This window comes from Nocardia sp. NPDC057272 (genome assembly GCF_042668615.1).
Lineage (GTDB): Bacteria > Actinomycetota > Actinomycetes > Mycobacteriales > Mycobacteriaceae > Nocardia.
In genome coordinates, this window is the sequence record NZ_JBHUYK010000013.1 from 84,262 (window position 1) to 102,265 (window position 18,004).

At 67.9% G+C, this 18,004-nt stretch carries 15 protein-coding genes; 9 read left to right on the forward strand and 6 right to left on the reverse strand.

The annotated features are described in order from the left end of the window. Nucleotides 1-2: 2 nt before the first annotated feature. From ACFULV_RS19130 to ACFULV_RS19150, 5 genes are read right to left on the reverse strand one after another with little or no spacing between them, the layout of a single operon-like run. On the reverse strand, nt 3-818 hold the full coding sequence (locus ACFULV_RS19130; RefSeq protein WP_378658373.1) for a carbohydrate ABC transporter permease: 816 nt from the start codon (nt 816-818) through the stop codon (nt 3-5). Next, nucleotides 805-1,731 carry a carbohydrate ABC transporter permease gene (locus ACFULV_RS19135; protein WP_378658376.1) on the reverse strand — a complete coding sequence of 309 codons (927 nt, stop codon included), beginning with the start codon at nt 1,729-1,731 and terminating at the stop codon, nt 805-807. The genes ACFULV_RS19130 and ACFULV_RS19135 overlap by 14 nt, the downstream gene beginning before the upstream one ends. Beyond that, entirely contained in the window at nt 1,728-2,714 is a 987-nt protein-coding gene (locus ACFULV_RS19140; protein ID WP_378658378.1) for a sugar phosphate isomerase/epimerase family protein, read from the reverse strand. Before ACFULV_RS19140 ends, ACFULV_RS19135 begins: the two co-directional genes overlap by 4 nt. Nucleotides 2,715-2,761: 47 nt before the next feature. Further along, nucleotides 2,762-4,054, reverse strand: a complete 1,293-nt coding sequence (locus ACFULV_RS19145; protein WP_378658380.1) for an extracellular solute-binding protein — start codon at nt 4,052-4,054, stop codon at nt 2,762-2,764. Nucleotides 4,055-4,091: 37 nt separating this feature from the next. Next, a complete protein-coding gene (locus ACFULV_RS19150) occupies nt 4,092-5,315 on the reverse strand; it encodes a cytochrome P450 (protein ID WP_378658383.1) in 1,224 nt (407 codons plus the stop codon). A gap of 74 nt (nt 5,316-5,389) precedes the next feature. On the opposite strand from ACFULV_RS19150, the gene ACFULV_RS19155 reads away from it, so the two are divergent. The 6 genes from ACFULV_RS19155 to ACFULV_RS19180 all read left to right on the forward strand — a co-directional run bounded on the left by ACFULV_RS19155 (nt 5,390) and on the right by ACFULV_RS19180 (nt 11,665). Further along, nucleotides 5,390-5,593 (forward strand): hypothetical protein, encoded by a 204-nt coding sequence (locus ACFULV_RS19155; protein WP_378658386.1) that lies wholly within the window; start codon nt 5,390-5,392, stop codon nt 5,591-5,593. Between the two features lie 94 nt (nt 5,594-5,687). After that, on the forward strand, nt 5,688-6,626 hold the full coding sequence (locus ACFULV_RS19160; RefSeq protein WP_378626831.1) for a LysR family transcriptional regulator: 939 nt from the start codon (nt 5,688-5,690) through the stop codon (nt 6,624-6,626). A 69-nt stretch (nt 6,627-6,695) separates the two neighbouring features. Beyond that, a complete protein-coding gene (locus ACFULV_RS19165; RefSeq protein WP_378626832.1) occupies nt 6,696-7,217 on the forward strand; it encodes a DUF4442 domain-containing protein in 522 nt (173 codons plus the stop codon). Continuing rightward, the gene (locus tag ACFULV_RS19170; RefSeq protein WP_378658388.1) at nt 7,217-8,095 is read left to right on the forward strand and encodes an alpha/beta fold hydrolase; all 879 of its coding nucleotides are present in this window, start codon (nt 7,217-7,219) and stop codon (nt 8,093-8,095) included. Before ACFULV_RS19165 ends, ACFULV_RS19170 begins: the two co-directional genes overlap by 1 nt. A 154-nt stretch (nt 8,096-8,249) precedes the next feature. After that, nucleotides 8,250-9,830, forward strand: a complete 1,581-nt coding sequence (locus ACFULV_RS19175; protein ID WP_378658391.1) for a PfaD family polyunsaturated fatty acid/polyketide biosynthesis protein — start codon at nt 8,250-8,252, stop codon at nt 9,828-9,830. Then, complete coding sequence (locus ACFULV_RS19180) at nt 9,827-11,665, forward strand: AMP-dependent synthetase/ligase (protein WP_378658394.1); 1,839 nt, start codon at nt 9,827-9,829, stop codon at nt 11,663-11,665. The genes ACFULV_RS19175 and ACFULV_RS19180 overlap by 4 nt, the downstream gene beginning before the upstream one ends. On the opposite strand, the gene ACFULV_RS19185 is transcribed toward ACFULV_RS19180, so the two are convergent. Next, complete coding sequence (locus ACFULV_RS19185) at nt 11,662-12,132, reverse strand: PaaI family thioesterase (protein ID WP_378626839.1); 471 nt, start codon at nt 12,130-12,132, stop codon at nt 11,662-11,664. The genes ACFULV_RS19180 and ACFULV_RS19185 overlap by 4 nt on opposite strands. Before the next feature lie 274 nt (nt 12,133-12,406). Between ACFULV_RS19185 and ACFULV_RS19190 the strand changes: the two genes are divergently transcribed. From ACFULV_RS19190 to ACFULV_RS19200, 3 genes are all read left to right on the forward strand, one after another. Next, nucleotides 12,407-13,609 carry an NAD(P)/FAD-dependent oxidoreductase gene (locus ACFULV_RS19190; protein ID WP_378626841.1) on the forward strand — a complete coding sequence of 401 codons (1,203 nt, stop codon included), beginning with the start codon at nt 12,407-12,409 and terminating at the stop codon, nt 13,607-13,609. Then, a complete protein-coding gene (locus ACFULV_RS19195) occupies nt 13,596-14,207 on the forward strand; it encodes a GDSL-type esterase/lipase family protein (RefSeq protein ID WP_378658397.1) in 612 nt (203 codons plus the stop codon). The genes ACFULV_RS19190 and ACFULV_RS19195 overlap by 14 nt, the downstream gene beginning before the upstream one ends. A gap of 23 nt (nt 14,208-14,230) precedes the next feature. After that, on the forward strand, nt 14,231-18,004 hold a 3,774-nt coding region (locus tag ACFULV_RS19200; protein WP_378658399.1), incomplete at its 3' end, for a beta-ketoacyl synthase N-terminal-like domain-containing protein.

Sequence of the window (18,004 nt, forward strand, 5' to 3'; positions counted from 1 at the left end):
GATTACCGAACCCCTGAATGAAGGAAGGCGTCCGCGATCCGTCGCGACGCCAGGACATAGATGATGACGACCGGCAGTGATGCCAGCATCGCCGCGGCGAGCATCGGGCCGTACTCCGCGCTCTCCGGACCGAGGAACAGGGCCAGACCCGGCTGGATGGTCGTGTCCTCCGGATCGGGCATCACCAGCAGCGGCCACAGGAATTCGTTCCACGTACTGATGAACAGCAGGATCGCCACCGCGCCCAAGGCCGGGCGCAGCACGCCGAGCACCACGTGGCGCAGGATCTCCCACGACGTGGCGCCTTCGAGCACCGCCGCACCGATCAGCGATTGCGGCACCGAACGAATGTGGTCGCGCAGCAACAGCACCGCGAGCGCGCTGACACCGAGCTGCGGGATGATCACCCCGATCGTGTGGCCCTGCCAGCCCAGCTTCGCGGTCATCAGGAACTGCGGGATGATCAGCGCCTGCGGCGGGATCAGCAGCGAAATACCGACGGCCGCAAGGACGAAGCCACGGCCGCGGGCCTTGTCGAAACGCACCAGCGCGTAGGCGGCGGGCAGTGCGACCAGCATCGTCGCGATGGTGACGCCGGCGGCCATGATGAACGTGTTGAGCAGCAGCCGCCCGATCGGGAACCGGCCTACCGCCATCTCGTAGTTCTCCAGGCTGGCCGGATACGGGAGCGGGTTCAGATCGAAGATCGTCGACACCGGTTTGAAGGAAGTGGTCAGCGCCAAGACCACCGGGAACAGCATCAGCACAATGGCTGTGATCAGAAGCAGGTGTCTGCCGATCGCGTCACCGCGTCGCACGGAATCTCCTCGAGAGCAGGGTGTGGACGGTCAGGAGCAGCCCGAACGCGAGCGCGATGACGATGGCCGCCGCCGATGCGGTGCCCGCGTCGAAAAAGGTGAAACCGTAGGTGTAGAGCCGGTAGTAGACGTTGTCGGTGGCATTGCTGGGTCCGCCACGGGTGAGCACACCGATATTGGTGAACAGCCACGGCCACACCACCACCATCGACAGCATCCCGAGCAGGATGATCGGGCGACGCAGCTGCGGCAGGATGATCGACCGGGTGATCTCACCTTCGGTGGCGTCGTCCAGGCGCGCGGCGTCGACGGTGCGACGGTCCAGATTCGCCAGCGCCGCTCCGAACAGCAAAGTGTTGAGTGCCACCACCTTCGGTGCCGTGACCACGACGATGGTCGGCAACGCGGTGGCCGGGTCACCGAGCCAGTTGACCGGCTCCACTCCGACGAATCCGAGCGTTTGATTCACGATGCCGTACAGCGGGTCCAGAATGAACTGCCACGACAGCGCGTTGGCGACCGGCGCGAGCACGACCGGCAGGAACAACAGCATCCGGTAGAACTCGCTGACCCGGCCCGGGCGCTTCCACAGCGCGATGGCCAGCGCGCACGGGACGACCGTCGCGAACGGCAGCACGAACAGCGCGTACTTCAGCGTGTTCCAGGCCGCGTTGCCGAATTCCGGTTCGGTGATGAGGGTTTCGTAATTCTTCAGACCGTTGAACTCGATGTCGGGGGACACCAGGTTCCAGTCCAGAAAGCTGAGCACCGCGGTGAACACGAGCGGACCGTAGACCCACACGGCGATCGAGAGCATGGTCGGCGAGAAGTACAGCCAGGCAAGCCCGGTCGCGGCGGGGCGCTCGACCACGCGTACCTTCGGCGTCACCTCGGGGGTCTTGGTGAGCGTCATGAACGGGCTCGCACATCGAGCATCCGCAGGGTAGTGTCCAGGGCTTCCGCGTAATGGCGGGCGTGGCGCATCTCGATGATGATCGCCGGATCGCGGGGGAACGACGTCGCCAGGACCTCCGCCAGCGGGATCGTGCCCCAGCCGGGTGGCAGGTGCAGATCGCCCTCACCGAGGAGTTCGAGTTCGTACGGGCTGGCATCGGGCTGGCGGGCCATCCGGCCGAAATTGTCGTGCAGGTGAACATGGCCGACAACCGGGGCGACCTCGCGTATCGCGGCGAGGTAGTCGTAGTTCAGGTAGCCGGCCGACAGGTACGCGTGGCCGACGTCGAGGCACATCGTCACTGCGGGGTGATCGATCTGCTGCACCTGCTCGGCGACCATGTCCAGGCGCATCCCGTAGGAACGGCGGGTGAGTACCGCGGGACCCGGCGCCCGGTTCTCGACGGCGATCGTGACCCCGCGCGCGCCGGATTCGTCGGCCAGCTCGCGCAGCATCGTGCGCTCGGTCGCCATGCCCGCGGTGAGTGCCGCACCGTCGCTGTAGAGGTTCGGCAGCACTCCGGCGTGGTAGACCAGCACCTCGGCGCCGATCGCGGCGGCCACCTCCAGATCCGCCAGCAGACCGAGTTGCTGTGCGGAGGCAGTGCCGGTGTCGAGCAGATTGCCGGTCCGTCCGGACGAATGCCACGAACTGTGCAGGGTCAGCCGGAGTCGGCAATCGGCGAGCGCGTCGCGTAGCGCCGCCAGCCGGGAGCGCTGCACCCGTCCGCCGATCACCACCCCGAGGCCGCAGCCGCCGAGCTCGGCATAGCCGAATCCGGCGGTCGCGGCCTCATCGAGGAATTCGCGCATCTCCTCGAAATCGGAGCGCAGGAGCTGCTTTCCCGACCACGGATTGACCGTCAGGCCGATCTTGTTCGGGATCGCGCCGCCGTCGGTCGAACCGTTCGGCGGCGTGTGTGCGAATACCTGGTGTGACAACGGTGTCTCTCTTCGAGGGGGTGGTGGTCAGCGGATGGTGCGTGAACTCAGTTGAGTCCGCGGATCTTCGCGGCGGCGGCGCGCAGGGTCGCCGCCGGGTCGGCGCCGCGAAGGACGATCGGTTCGACGGCCTCGTCCTGGAGGATGACGACGCCCTGGTTGGACTGCTTGCCCGGGAATGCGGTGTAGGGAGCCAGATCGGCCATCTGCTTGACAGCCGAGCCGAGTCGCGGGTCGGCCGAGGACTCCGCCGCGGTCCGCAGCGGCAGGTAGCCCATCTGCGAGGCGATGAGCTTGAAGCTCTCGTCGTTGGTCATGAACTGCACGAACTTCCACGCCGCCTTCGCCTTGGCCGCGTCCTTGGCCACGATCGTCAGGCCGGAGCCGGAGAAGGTGGGGCGGGCGGGCAGGTTGTCGAAGGCGGGCAGCGGTGCCACCTGCAGGGCGAACTTGCCCTTGGCTGCCGCGTCGAGGGTCAGCAGACCACCGCCGGTGGTGACCAGCATGCCGAGCTTGCCCGAGTTGAAAGCGCTTTGCGCGGAAGCGAAGTCGACCGCGGGCTGCACACCGGACTTGGTCAGATCCTGGATCGTCGACAGCGCGGTGATCACCGGGGCCGAGTCGACGGTGACTTCACCGCTGCTCGACACCAGCGCGCCACCGGCACTGTTGACCAGGGACTGGGTCAGGTAGTCGGACTTGCCCGGGTCGGCCGCCGAGACGTACACGCCCTGCGCCTCGGTCTTGTCCTTGATCGCCTGCGCGGCCTGCTTGAGCTGGGCCATCGTCTTGGGCGGCTGGGCGGGATCGAGCCCGGCGGCGGTGAACAGGTCGGCGTTGTAGAAGACCACCGGGGTGGCCATCATGAACGGCATCGCGACCGGCTTCTTCGCACCGGCGACCGGGGTCGCCTTCAGTACCGACGGCACGAAGCCCGCCATGTGCTTGTTCCACTCGTCGGTGCCGGCGACCTCTTCGAGCGACCGCAGCGGCAAGGTCTGCGAGGCCTGCGCGACCTTGCTCCATCCGATCTGCGCGACATCGGGCGGGTTGCCCGCCACCACTTCGCTCTGGAGTTTGGTGAGCGCGTCGGCCGTCGGAACCGACTGCGGCTTGACGGTGATCTTCGGGTTGGCGGTCTGGAAGTCGTTGATCAACTTCTCGATGCCCTTGCCCAGCGGGTTGGCCTGTCCGTAGGTGTAGGACAGGAAGGTGATGGTCACCGGGTCGTCGGCCGCGGCCGGGGCCGAGGTGTTCTGGCCGCAGGCTGCAAGCAGCGTGGTGACCGCGACGAGCACGATCCCCCATCCGGCCTTACGGCCGTGGTGGTGCGAGTTCATAACAGGCTTTCTGTGGAGGGGGTAGTCGAATCGGAGGTCAACGGAGTCGGACTCCGCCGTGCGTGACGGTCAAGGCGTCGATGCCACGCAGGTTCACATTGGGCCGGTAGCGCAGCGATCCCGGGACGAGCACCGGGTCGATCACCCGGCCGGCGAAGGCGGACAGCGCCGCGGCGCCCTCGGCCCGGCCCAGCGCCGCGGCGAGGCAGAAGTGCGCCCCGGCCGAGAAGGCGAGGTGGTCGGCCGCGCCGCGGGCCACATCGAAGCGGTCGGCGTCGGGGTAGTGCTCGGGATCGCGATTGGCCGCGGCGAGCAGCACCAGCATCGCGGTGCCGGGGCTGATCGCGGTGCCGCTCACCTCCATGTCGCGGGTGGCGATGCGCATCACGAACTGGATCGGCGCGTCGTAGCGCAACGCCTCGTCGGCGGCGCTGATGCCCAATCCGGGGTCGGCGGCGAGGATCTCGCGCTGGTCCGGGTTCTGGAGCAGGGCCAGCACGCCGTTCGCGATGAGGTTGGCGGTGGTCTCGTGGCCGGCGACCATCAGCAGCACACAGGTGGCGAGCAGTTCGCCCTCGCTGAGCACCTCGCCTTCCTCCTCGACCTCGATGAGTCGCGAGAGCAAGTCGTCGCCGAGGTTGCCGCGCCTGCGGGCGATCAGGTTGACCAGGTAGTTCATCAGCTCGTTGCGCGCGCCCTCGGCGTCGTCGAGGTCGTCGTTGTGGACGACGAGGTTGAAGTCCAGGACACGGCCCAGGCGGCGGGCGGCGGGTTCGAAGTCGCCGAACTCCTCGACGGGGATGCCGAGCAGAGCGCACATGATCCGCACCGGCAGGGGCAGCGCGAATTCGGAGATCACGTCGAATTCGCTCTTACTCGCGATATTTTCGATGAGTTCGTCCACGATCGAGTGGATCTGCGGCTGCGAGGCCCGAATAACCCTGGGCGTGAAGGCCTTCGACACGAGCCGGCGAATGCGGGTGTGCGCGGGCGGATCGAGGAACAGCAGGGACTCCGGGCGCTCCGGGTGATCCTTGCCGAGCCGGGAAAGCTTGGGGTCGTTGCGCACCGACGGATCGCGCAGCACCTGCTGGCAATCGGCGTAGTTGGCGATGATCACGAGGTCGCCGCCTTTGGTGACCAACGGGGACTTCGTGCGCAGGGCGCGGTGGACGGGATACGGATCGGGTCGGGTATCGGGAGCGAACAGTTCGGCCAGTGTCGACTCGGCGTCGTGCTGGCTGGCAACCGTGGTCGTCATATTCTGGGCTCCTTCGAAAATCGGCGTCGAAATTACTTCGCCTGCACCGGATAAAAGTCTTCCACTCCGGTGTCGTGGGCGACAACGCGGAACGCATTATTGATCAATTGCGGTACGAAATGGATCGCCCTGTCAAGACGGGGATCATCGGGTTTTTCCGAGTCAGCGATTCGAGTGCCGAATCGACCGTGTTCATCGTGCTGCTCGCGGCGCCGGTCACCGCGAGGCGGGGTGGACACGCCGTACAAATGGCAGGAATTCGGTCGCTGCTCATCTGAGCTTCACGGGCCCGTTCCCCGATGACGTGCGGTGCCGCTATACAAGGTGCATATCTCGGACGAGTCACGTACCTGATCACGCGAGGCGCGCACTATGGAGACACGGCATATCGAGGCATTTCTTGCCATCGCTGACGAACTGCACTTCGGAAGGGCGGCCGCCAGGCTCCACCTCACGCAACCGTCACTCAGCCAGCAACTCAAGCGCCTGGAACGCCATCTCGGCGTCGAACTGGTGTCACGGACGTCGCGGGTGGTGCAGCTGACCCCCGCGGGCGAGGCGTTCCGCGCCGACGCGCGACGGATTCTCGGGGAGGTGCACTCGGCGACCAACACCGTCCGCGACATCGCGGCGGGGCGGATGGGCAAGATCAACATCGGGTTCAACGGGCGGGCCGGGCAGCTCATCATGCCCAGGTCGCTGGCCCAATTGCACGCGCACTACCCCAATATCACCACCAAACTCAGCTCGGGTCGCTCCGGGCCGCAGCTCACCGCTCTCACGCGCGGGGAGCTCGATGTCGGGCTGCTCTACGGCGGCGCGTCCAACGGCGGGTCGGTGCTGTCGCGGTGTCTGCTGCAGATGCGCATCGGCGCGCTGGTGGGGCAGGGGCACCGGTGGGCCGACCGGTCCTCGATCTCGATCCGCGAACTGGCCGAGACGCCGTGTGTGCTGTTCAACCGCGAGGTGAGCCCGGCGATGTACGACGCCATCATGACCGCGGGCGAGCGGGCGGGCGCGTTCCCGAAGGTCGCCGAGTACATGAACGACTCGGTGGCCACCGAGATCACCGTGGCCGCCCGCCGGTATGTGGGGTTCGCGTCGTTCATCAGCATGGACGAGCCGCGGCCGATGGGTTTGAAGGTGGTTCCCCTCGTCGATCCGGAACCGGTGGTGGAATTACAGGTGGCCTGGCGCGTCGACAGTCCCAACGAAGTGGTGCAGGTATTCCTGGACAGCCTCGATTCTACGAAGAATTTCCTGCAATCCACTATCCGCGGCAAGGTGTACGGAGAACCGCTGGCGAGTTGATTACCATTCGGTCGATTGAGATCGGCAATGGAAATCCGAATCGGCGGGTGCGGATGGTGCAATTAATTCATGGCACCTGAACTGAAAACCTCAGCCACCCTCGGTTCGGTATTCGAGGCGATCGATCCGGATAACCCCGACTTCTTGCATCTGCAGCGAATTGTGAGCAAGTTGGTCCCCTTCGGTACCCACGCGGGGACCGAGATCACCGAAATCGGTCCGCACCGCGCGATCGTGGAAATTCCCGACGAGCCCTACGTCCTGAACCATCTGCGTACCGTGCACGCCGGTGCGCAATTCCTGGCCGCCGATATCGCCGGCGCGTGCGCCTTCGTGGGCGCGCTGGCGTCGCGGTTGTCGGCCATCGACACCCTGGTGCTGCGCGACGCGCGGCTGTCGTTCCGCAAGCCCGCCCTCGGCCGGATCCGGGCGATCGGGGTCATCGACCCGAGCGACGTCGCGACGGTACTGGCGGCCAAGGGTGGCCAGCGGCTGGATGTGGACGCGCGGGCGCTGATGTACGACACGGCGGGTGTGCTGGTCGGCAAGGTCGCGCTCGACTACGTCTGCACGCTGGCCGCGGAGGCGTGATGAGTGAGCAACGCGCCCAGATCGTCGGGCTGGAATCGACCACCGTCGCCACCTCCGACGGCGCCACCCTGGCGGTCCGCCTGCTGCCGCAGGCGGATCCGGCCGCACCGGTGGTGCTGATCCTGCCCGCCATGGCCATCAAGGCCAAGTACTACCTGCCGCTGGTCACGGCCTTGCACGCGGCCGGACTGACGGCCGCTGTCGTCGATCTGCGCGCGCAGGGCGACAGCCTGCCCGCACTGGGGGAAGGTCCCGGGTTCGGCTATCGCGAGCTGATCGAGGTGGACCTGCCCGCCGTGGCGGACGCGCTGCGCGAGCGGTTCCCCCAGGCGCCGCTGCACCTGTTCGGGCACAGCCTCGGCGGACAGCTCGCGTTGCTGTTCGCCGCGGCCGAACCGGATCGGGTCGCGAGCATCACGACGATCGGTACCGGTTCGGTGTATTGGTGGTCGTTCGAACTGCGCAGGCGCCTCGAGGTGCTGGCGCGCGGCCTGTCGGTCGGTGCGGTCACCCGGCTGCGCGGCCGGTGGACCGGCGGTGGCGGCATCGGGCCGATGACCGCGGGCGTGATGATCGACTGGGCCCGGCACCTGCGGACCGGCAACTACCGGCCCAGCGGCAGTGCCCGCGACTACGACCGGTTGCTGCGCGAATTCACGCTGCCGGTCCTGCTCATCTCGCTCGACGGCGACCCGCTCGGCCCCGAGTCCACGGTGCGGTTCCTGAGCAAGCGGATGGGCGCCGCCCAGCAGCACCGCTGGCACATCGACCGGACCTCGGGCTTCACCCACATCGGCCATGCGTCGTGGGTGAAGGACAGCGAACTGGTCGCGCCCGCGGTCGCGGCCTGGGTTACCGAAGGCCGACCGCCCCGGTAGCGAGGCCCGACCCCCTCGGAACACGAAGACCGACTGCCTCGCCTCAGGAAGGCCGGCCGCTCCTCGGCGACGACGGTGTCGTTCGCGGCGCCGACCGTCTGCGGCACCTCTCGCTAGCGACCTCTGCCCTCGGGCTCTCAGAAGGATTGGCACAGTGACGACTTCCCTTGCACCCTCGGCGCTCGCCAGGGACGACTACTCCATCTACCGTGCGCTGTCGGAATTGGACAAGCCGGTGTTCGTGGTCCGTGACGATCGCGGTGTCGCGGTGACCACCGATGCCGGTACCGCTCGCGGTGCGCAAGTGCTGGCCGCGGCTCCGGCGCTGCGGCCGGAAACGCTGGGCAACACCGAGTTCCGGCAGACCCACGGCGTGAACTTCGCCTACCACGCCGGTGCGATGGCCAACGGGATCGCCTCGGCGCCGATGGTGGTCGCGATGGCGCGCGCCGGCTTGCTCGCCTCGTTCGGCGCCGCCGGTGTGCTGCCCGCCCGGATCGACGAGGCTCTGGCCACGATCGGGCGTGAGGCGCCGGGAAAACCCTTCGCCTGCAACCTGATCCACAGCCCCAGCGAGAACGCGCTGGAGCGGGCGATCGTCGACGCGTGCCTGCGCCACGAGGTGCGCTGCGTGGAGGCGTCGGCCTTCCTCGACCTGACCCCGCAGGTGGTGCGTTACCGGCTGGCCGGCCTGCACCGTGACCCGAACGGTCAGGTGATCGCCCGAAACCGGGTGATTGCCAAGGTGTCTCGCGCCGAGGTGGCCGAACTGTTCCTGCGTCCGGCGCCGGAGCATCTGGTGCGCGGACTGCTCGACGCGGGAGAGATCACCGCCGAGCAGGCGCAGCTGGCGGCATCGGTTCCGATGGCCGACGACATCACCGGCGAGGCAGATTCCGGTGGCCACACCGACCGCCGTCCGCTGGTGGTGCTGCTGCCCTCGCTGCTGGCGGTGCGCGAACGGATCCAGCGCGAATACGGTTTCGCCCAGCGGGTCCGGGTCGGCGCGGCCGGTGGCATCGGCACCCCGGCGGCCGCCGCGGCGGCCTTCGCGATGGGTGCCTCCTACGTGGTCACGGGGTCGGTCAATCAGGCCACCGTCGAAGCGGCGCAGTCGGAGACGGCGAAGCGGCTGCTGGCCGCGGCGGGCGTCGCCGACACCACCATGGCGCCCTCGTCGGACATGTTCGAACTCGGCGTCGACGTGCAGGTGCTGCAACGCGGCACGATGTTCGCGAGCCGCGCACGACGGTTGTACGACACCTATCGGCGCTACGACGGCATCGAGGCGATTCCCGCCGCCGAACGCGCCGAAATCGAGCAGCGGATCCTGGCCCGCTCCTTCGACGAGGTGTGGAACGACTGCCTCGGCTACTTCCGTGAGCGCGACCCCGAGCAGATCGCGCGCGCCGAGGGGAACCCGAAACGCCGGATGGCACTGATCTTCCGGTGGTATCTGGGCCGGTCGTCCGGCTGGAGCACGGCCGCGACGCCCGAGCGCACCCTCGACTATCAGATCTGGTGCGGGCCCGCGATGGGCGCGTTCAACGACTGGGTCGCCGGCACCTACCTGGCCGCACCGGCGCACCGCCATGTCGCCGAGGTCGGGCTGCAGATCATGCACGGTGCGGCGTTCGCCACCCGCGTGAGTCAGTTGCGCGCGGCAGGCGTGCGGCTGCCGGGCCGCTGCTCGACCTACGTTCCGGCCCCGCTGACCAGCATCGAGTCACGATGAGTAGCGCCGTGCAGGGAGACAGCGCCGTGCAGGATGACAGCGCCGTGCAGGATGACAGCGCCGTGCAGGGACCGCGGGTCGCGCAGGAATACAGTGTCGCGCCACTGGTCACGATGGCCGATGACGACAACTTGGCCAACGTGGTGTTCCGCAAGGCCGCGGCCGATCCGTCGGCCGTGGTGTTCAGCCGAAAGACGGTCGAGGGCTGGCTCGACGTCGACTACGGCGAGTTCGCGCGACTCGTTCTCGGACTCGCGAAAGGCCTGTTGGCCAACGGGATCGGCGCGGGCGATCGGGTGCTGATCCTCGGTGGGACCAGTTTCGAATGGTCGGCGGCGGACTTCGCCGTGCTGAGCGTGGGCGCGGTAGCGGTACCGGTGTATCCGACGTCGTCGGCCGAGCAGATCCAGCACATCGTGGCCGACGCCCGCCCCAGCGCGTGTTTCGTGGAGACGATCGAGCAGTGCGACCTGATCGGTGCGGCCGCGGGGGACGATCTGCGCGGCCGGGCTTGGCTGCTCGGTTCGTCGTTGCCCGCGCTGATCGAGCAGGGCGATCCGATCGCCGACGCCGAGGCCACCGAGCGTCGGCTGGCGGTACGCGCCGATGATGTCGCGACGATCGTCTACACCAGCGGCACCACGGGCGTCCCCAAGGGCTGCCTGCTGACGCACCGCAATATCTTCGCCGCCGCGGCCAACGTGGTCGAACTCCTCGACACCGTATTCCGCCGCACCCCAGCTGATCCCGTGTCCACACTGCTGTTCCTCCCGCTCGCGCACGTGTACGGGCGGGTCGTGCAGTTCGGGTGTGTATCGGCCGGAGTCCGCACCGGCCTGGTCGCCACCCCCGCGCAACTGCCCGCCGAACTGCCGATCTTTCGACCGACGTTCCTGATCGGTGTCCCCTACGTCCTGGAGAAGATCCGCAAGGCAGCGCGTCAGGCACTCGGCAGTGATCGGTACGACGCCGCGGAGGCGGCGGCGATCGCTGTCGGCCACGCGCGCAGGCGCGGTCAGCAGCCACCGGCGGGCGCGGTGATCGACGCCCGGATCGGCGAACAGTGGCGTGGCATGCTCGGCGGGCGGCTCGAGCACATGGTCGCGGGTGGCGCGTCGCTGGAACCGTCGACGGCGGACTTCTTCACCGGCATCGGTGTGGAGATCATCGGCGCGTACGGCCTGACCGAGGCGTCGTCGACGGTCAGTATGAGTGCGCCGCACGCCAATCGGGCAGGCGCGGTCGGCCGACCGGTGCCCGGCACGACCGTCGCGATCGCCGACGACGGCGAGATCCTGGTCCGGGGCCCGCAGGTCTTCCCCGGGTACTGGCCCGACGGCGGCCACGCGGCCGAGAAGTGGCTGGCCACCGGCGATCTCGGCCGGCTCGACGAGGACGGATTCCTGTTCATCACCGGCCGGCGCAAGGAGATCATCGTCACCAGCGGCGGCAAGAACGTGGCGCCCGCGCCGCTCGAGGACCGGGTTCGCCTGCACGCCTTGGTGAGCAACTGCATGCTCGTCGGTGAAGGCCGACCGTATGTGAGCGCCCTGATCACCGTCGATCCGGTGGTGCTGGCTCGCTGGGCCGCGGAGCACGGTGTCGACGTGTCCGCCGGGGTCCCGACCGAAGACACCCGCTTGCTGGCGGAGATCTCCGCCGGTGTCGAGGCGGCGAACCGGCTCGTCTCCCGTGCGGAGTCGATTCGCCGGTTCGCCGTTCTCGCGGAGGACTTCTCGATGGAGAAGGGTCAGCTGACAGCGTCGTTGCGGCTGCGCCGCGCGGCGATCGAAGCCGATTTCGGCGCCGTCATCGCCACGCTGTATCCGGACTAGGCCGCGCCCAGCCAGCAGAAGTACTCGAGATCCACCTTCGCGAGCAAGGCGCCGCTGTCGTCGTGCAGCAGCGCCTTTCCGGTGATATCGAACTGCTCCTCGGTCCTGCGCCCGACCACCTCGGCCAGGATCGGGGAGCTCACCGTGCCGCTGGCGCGGACGCGACCGCGGGCAGGCCGGAAGAAGGTGGCCTTGGTGCCACGCAGCACAAAGGTCCGCACGTGCAGGATGCGCGGCGCGATGACGCCGGAAAACGCACCGGCACAGGCTACTTCGGCGGCGAGGAACAGCGCGCCCGCGTGCACCGTGCCCAGGTGGTTGCTCATCGCCGGCGCCTCGGGGATCTCGGCCACCGCCGAGCCGGGACCCAGCTCGGTCATCCGCACGCCCACCAGGTTCACGAACGGGACGAGAGTGTCGACGGTCTTGCGGATCTGTTCGTAGTCCGGTGTCGCGGCACCGGTCATATTCGTCAGCCGAGCCTGCGCTGCGGCAATTCCGGGGGCCGGTTCATTTCCAGTTGGCATGCCCCAATTAGCCCATATCGAACCGTTTCTCGTGATGAACGGAAGTTGAATTCAACTATTCATCCGGGCTGCCGGACAGCTAATACTCGAATCCATTGTTCTGGAACACCTATTCATGTAATCCGTTTGGAAATCGGTACGCGGATCGAGTGGTTCGTCTCCGTAAAATCTCAACCGGGGCCATAAGCGTTTCATTTACTGAGGAGTCACCCTGATGTATGACGCGATTGTTGTCGGCGCGCGGTGCGCGGGTTCACCGGTCGGCATGTTGCTGGCGAGGCAGGGGCATCGAGTCCTGGTGGTGGACCGTGCCACCTTCCCCAGCGACACCGTCTCGACGCACTACATTCAGCAGCGCGGGCTGGCCAGGCTGGCCCAGTGGGGCCTGCTCGACAAGCTGATCGCCACCGGTGTGCCGGCGATCAAGCGGATGACGGTGTCCTACCTCGACATCGTCATCGCGGGGTTCGCCGATCCCATCCAGGGCATCGATGCCACCTACGCGCCGCGGCGCACCGAACTCGACGCGATCCTGGTCGAGGGCGCCGAGGAGGCCGGTGCCGAGGTTCGCACCGGCTACACCGTCAGTGAACTGATCATCGAAGACGGTGTGGTCGTCGGTATTCGCGGTTCGGTCGCCGGTGGGGAGATCGCCGAGGAGCGGGCCCGCATCGTGATCGGCGCGGACGGCACCAACTCGTTCGTCGCCAACGCTGTCGGCGCCGAGACCTACACGAAGGTCGCGGCCGAGTGCTTCATCTACTACTCCTACTTCAGCGGCCTGTCGCAGTCGGAGTTCCACAGCCGCATCGGCGACAAGCAGCAGATCGGCATCTGGCCGACCCACAACGACCAGACCCTCGTCGCGGTCATGCGCAAGATCGACACCTACGCCGATTTCCGCGCCGACGTCGAGGCCAACTTCGTGAAGGTCGCTCGCGAGATCCTGCCCGAGTTCGCCGAGGAACTGGTCACCAAGGGCAAGCGCGAGGACCGCTTCTACCCGATGCGGTATCCGGACAACTACCGCCGCCAGTCGCACGGCGAAGGCTGGGCACTGGTCGGGGACGCGGGCTACCACAAGGACCCGTTCACCGGGCTCGGCATCTCCGACGCGTTCGACTACGCGGCGCTGCTCGCCGAGCGGGTACACGAGGGTCTGAGTGACCAGCGGCCGATGGCCGAGGCGCTCGCCGATTACCAGCGCGAGCGTGACGAGAAATCGCAGTCCGGTTTCGAATTCACCTGCACCATCTCCACGCTCGAACTGACCCCGCAATTGCTGGCTGTTTTCCGCGCGCTGGAAAACAACGAAGAATATGCCAAGGACTTCTTCGCGATGGTCGGCGGCGGAATGACCGGCGAGGAATTCTTCGCGCCGGAACGCATAGCGAAATTGCTCGGTGCCAACGCATGAGCTGATGGTGCTCGGCGACAGTTTCGCGGAGGGGCGCGGCGGTTCGGTGAACGCCGACGGCTCCTTCGCGGGATTTGTCGCGCACGTCGAGCACCTGCTCGGAATTTCCGGCGCGACCCTGAACCTCGGCTCCTACGGGGCCACCACCCAGGATGTCCTCGACCGCCAGCTGCCGGTCGCCCTCGCCGCCGATGCTCCGCTGATCGGCGTGATCGTCGGCGGAAACGACCTGGTCACCGACTTCGACCCGGATCGCTTCCGCCGCAACCTGCGTCACATCTACGCCGGGCTGGCGCGCCCGGATCGGCTGGTGTTCACCACGAACTGGCCGAACATCCCGGACCGTCTGCCCGGCCTACCCGAATCCGTCCGCACAGTGTTGCGGTCGCGATTCGCGCAAGCCAACGACTATCTCGACGACCTCGTCCACGAGTTCGATCTCGTGCGACTCGATTTGGTGAACGCACCCATCACCGCGGACCCGGTCATGTGGTCCCCGGACGGCATGCATCCGAGTCCGGCGGGCCATCAGCTCATCGGCACGGCGATGGCCGACCTCATCGACGAGGTCCGGACTGTGCGAGTTTCGCAACTCTGAGCAGAAGACAAGGGATAGCAACCATGAACGACCACCTTCGGCACTCCGAAGACCCGGCCATGACGCGTCGACTGGCCGACAATCCGATCGCGATCGTCGGACTGAGCGGACTGTTCCCCATGGCCGCCAACTTCCGTGACTTCTGGCAGAACGTCGTCGACGCCGCGGACTGCATGTCCGACGTGCCGGCCACGCACTGGAATCTCGACGACTACTACGACGCCGACCCGACGGCGCCCGACAAGACCTATTGCCGCCGCGGCGGTTTCGTGCCCGAGATGCCGTTCAGCGTCACCGAGTTCGGGCTGCCGCCCAACCAGCTCGAGGTCACCACGGTCGTGCAGTTGCTGAGCCTGCTCGTCGCCCGTGACGTGCTCGCCGACGCGGGGGCGGTCGGGTCGGACTGGTACCGGCCCGAGCGCACCGGGGTGGTCCTCGGCGTCGCCGGACCGACCACGCTGTCGCACCCGTTGGCCGCCCGGCTGTCGACGCCGGTGCTCAAGGAGGTCATTCGCAGTTGCGGACTGACGCAGGCCGACGCCGAACAGATCGCGCAGAAGTACGCCGATGCCTTCCCGTCGTGGGAGGAGAACTCGTTTCCCGGTCTGCTGGGCAATGTGATCGCGGGCCGGGTCGCCAACCGCCTCGATCTCGGCGGCATGAACTGCACCGTCGACGCGGCGTGCGCCAGTTCGCTGTCGGCGGTCCACGTCGCGATCAGCGAGCTGGTGTCCGGTCGCGCCGACATGATGATCACCGGTGGCTGTGACACCGAGAACTCGATCTTCGGTTACCTGTGCTTCAGCAAGGTCGGGGCGCTGTCGCGGTCCGGTGTCATCAAGCCGCTCGACGACAGTGCCGACGGCACCCTGGTCGGCGAGGGCATCGGCATGATCGCCCTCAAGCGCCTCGCTGACGCCGAGCGCGACGGTGACCGGGTGTACGCGGTGATCAAGGGCATCGGATCGTCGAGCGACGGGCGCTTCAAGAGCATCTATGCCCCGCGCGCCGAAGGGCAGCAGGCCGCCCTGCACCGCGCCTACGAGGACGCGGACTGCTCGCCCGCCACGATCGGGCTGTTCGAGGCCCATGCCACCGGTACCCGCGTCGGCGATCAGACCGAACTCGCCGCGTTGAACGCGGTGCTGCGCGAGGCCACCGACGAGACCGGCTACGCCGCGATCGGCAGCGTGAAATCCCAGATCGGGCACACCAAGGGCGCCGCCGGTGCGGCCAGCCTGATCAAGCTGGCGCTGGCGTTGCACCACAAGGTGCTGCCGCCGACGATCAATGTCACCGCGCCGAACAAGGCGCTCGACGAATCCTCACCGCTCTACATCAACACCAGGACCCGGCCGTGGATTCGTGATCCGCACCGGCCGCAGCGCCGCGCGGCGGCATCGGCGATGGGCTTCGGCGGCACCAACTTTCACGCGATCCTCGAGGAAGCAGGCGACGACCGCGGACACGCGCTCACGATGCACCGCACCGCGCGGGTCCACCTGTGGCACGCCGCCTCGACGGCCGAACTGGCGAGCTTGCTGAGCTCGGACGCCGCCCCGAACGGTGACGCCGGGATTCCGGCCGAGCACGCGCGCGTCGGGTTCGTGGCGCGCGACGACGAGGAAGCGTCGGCACTGCGCGCACTGGCGGTGACCGAACTCGCCGGTGACGCCGACGAATGGACGCATCCGCGCGGCATCGTCTTCCGCCGGCGTGCCATGCCCGATCTGAAGATCGGCGCGCTGTTCGCCGGTCAGGGCAGCCAGTACGTGGACATGGGCCTGGCCGCGGTGCTGAACAACCCCACCGTCGCCACCGCCTTCGACGAGGCCAACGCGGTGTTCGCCGACGCCGCCCGGCCGCCTGCCGCAGTGGTGTTCCCGGCGCCGGTGTTCGACCCCGAGCTGCGCAACGCCCAGGAAGCGACGTTGCGGCGCACCGAGTTCGCGCAGCCCGCGATCGCGGCGCTGTCGGTGGGCCAGTACCGGTTCCTGTCCGAGCGCGGCCTGGCCTGCGAAGGGTTCATGGGCCACAGCTTCGGTGAGCTGACCGCGCTGTGGGCGGTGGGTTCGCTCGACGCCGTCGACTACTTCACCCTCGCCAGGGCACGCGGTGCGGCGATGGCGATCGACACCGACGCCGACGCGGGCACGATGGCGGCGGTACAGGCCGACCGTGAACAGGTCGGTGCGATCCTCGCCGACCATCCCGATGTGAGCGTGTGCAACCACAACGCTCCCGACCAGGTAGTGGTCGGAGGCGGCACCGCCGCCGTCGCGGCATTCGTCGCGGCGGGCCGGGCACAGGGGCTGACCGTACGAGAGTTGCCGGTGGCGGGCGCGTTCCACACCCGCTACGTCGCCCACGCGGTCGAGCCGTTCAAGGCGGCGGTGAAGAGCGTCGCCATTCGTGCCCCCAAGGCCAAGATCTACGCGAATTCCCGGGACGCCGAATACGGTGCGCGGGTCGCGACCAACCGGCGCGTGCTCACCGAGCAGCTGCTCGAAACCGTCGAGTTCGTGGCAGGTCTGCGGGCCATGCAGGCCGACGGCTGCAATGTGTTCGTCGAGTTCGGCCCGAAGGCCACGCTCACCTCGCTCGTGCGCCGCACGCTCGGCGCCGAGGTGATCGCCCTGTCCACCGATCAGGGGCCGACCGGCGACAGCGATGTGGCGCTCAAGAAGGCGGCGCTGCACCTGGCGGTGCTGGGTGCGCCGATCGTCGACATCCACCGCCACGACGCCGCACCGTTCGCGGTGCCGGAGGCGCCCGGCATGGTGGTGCGGCTCAACGGCCGTGATTTCGTGCCGGAATCCCGTAAGGAGCTCTACCGCAAGGGAATCGAGGAAAAGGTCGTGTTGGAAGCTGTCACCCAGGCGCGAGCGGCCGCCGAAGCCGATGCCGCGGCACAGGCACAGGTGGTCGCCCGAGCGCACGCCGCCGAGCAGGAGCGAGTCACCGCCGAGACCTACGCCGCCGCGCAGGCCGAGGCCGCCCGAACGCACGCCCCCACTCGGGAATTGGTGAGCGCCGAAGCCCCGGCCGCCGCGCCGGTCCGGGCGGGTTCGACCGTCGGGAGTCAGACCGCGACCGGATACGACGCGGCGGCCCAGCAGCACCTCGACATCCACAGCCGATACGCGCAGGGTCAACTCGAGGTCGCCGAAGGGCTGGTCTCGGTGCTGCGCGACGCGCAGCGGACGGGTGGCGCCGATGACCGCCTCCACGCGACCGTGCACGCCATCAAGGAACAGAGCCTGGCGATCGGCCGTACCCATGTCCGGGTCAACGAGATCCTCGCCTCGCTGTCGGGCCTCGAACTCGGATCCCCGGCGCCGACCGTCGATGTCGCGACCACGAACGGGACGAGCGGCTTCCACGCCGAACTCCCCAGCGGCAACGGAAACGGCAGCCACACCCACGCGGCGGCGCTGCTCGACCACCGGACGGCCCCGCATCCCTCGGCGCCGAACGTTCAATCACCTGCTCCACAACGGAATACGGCACCGTCGCCGATCCACGACCCCCAGCCGACGCGAGCGGCGGACGTGGCCTCGGCACGCCAGACGGTCGAGGCCGAGACCCTGCCCCAGACCACGGCGCCCGGTGCCCTCGCGGTGAGTGAGACCCCGGCGCTCGATGCCGAAGCGGTGTGGTCGGTGCTGTCGCAGGTGGTTTCGGAGAAGACGGGTTACCCGCCGGAGATGCTGGCGTTGTCGCTGGATCTGGAAGCCGATCTCGGTGTGGATTCGATCAAGCGGGTGCAGATCATGGGTGCGGTCGGTGAGCGTATC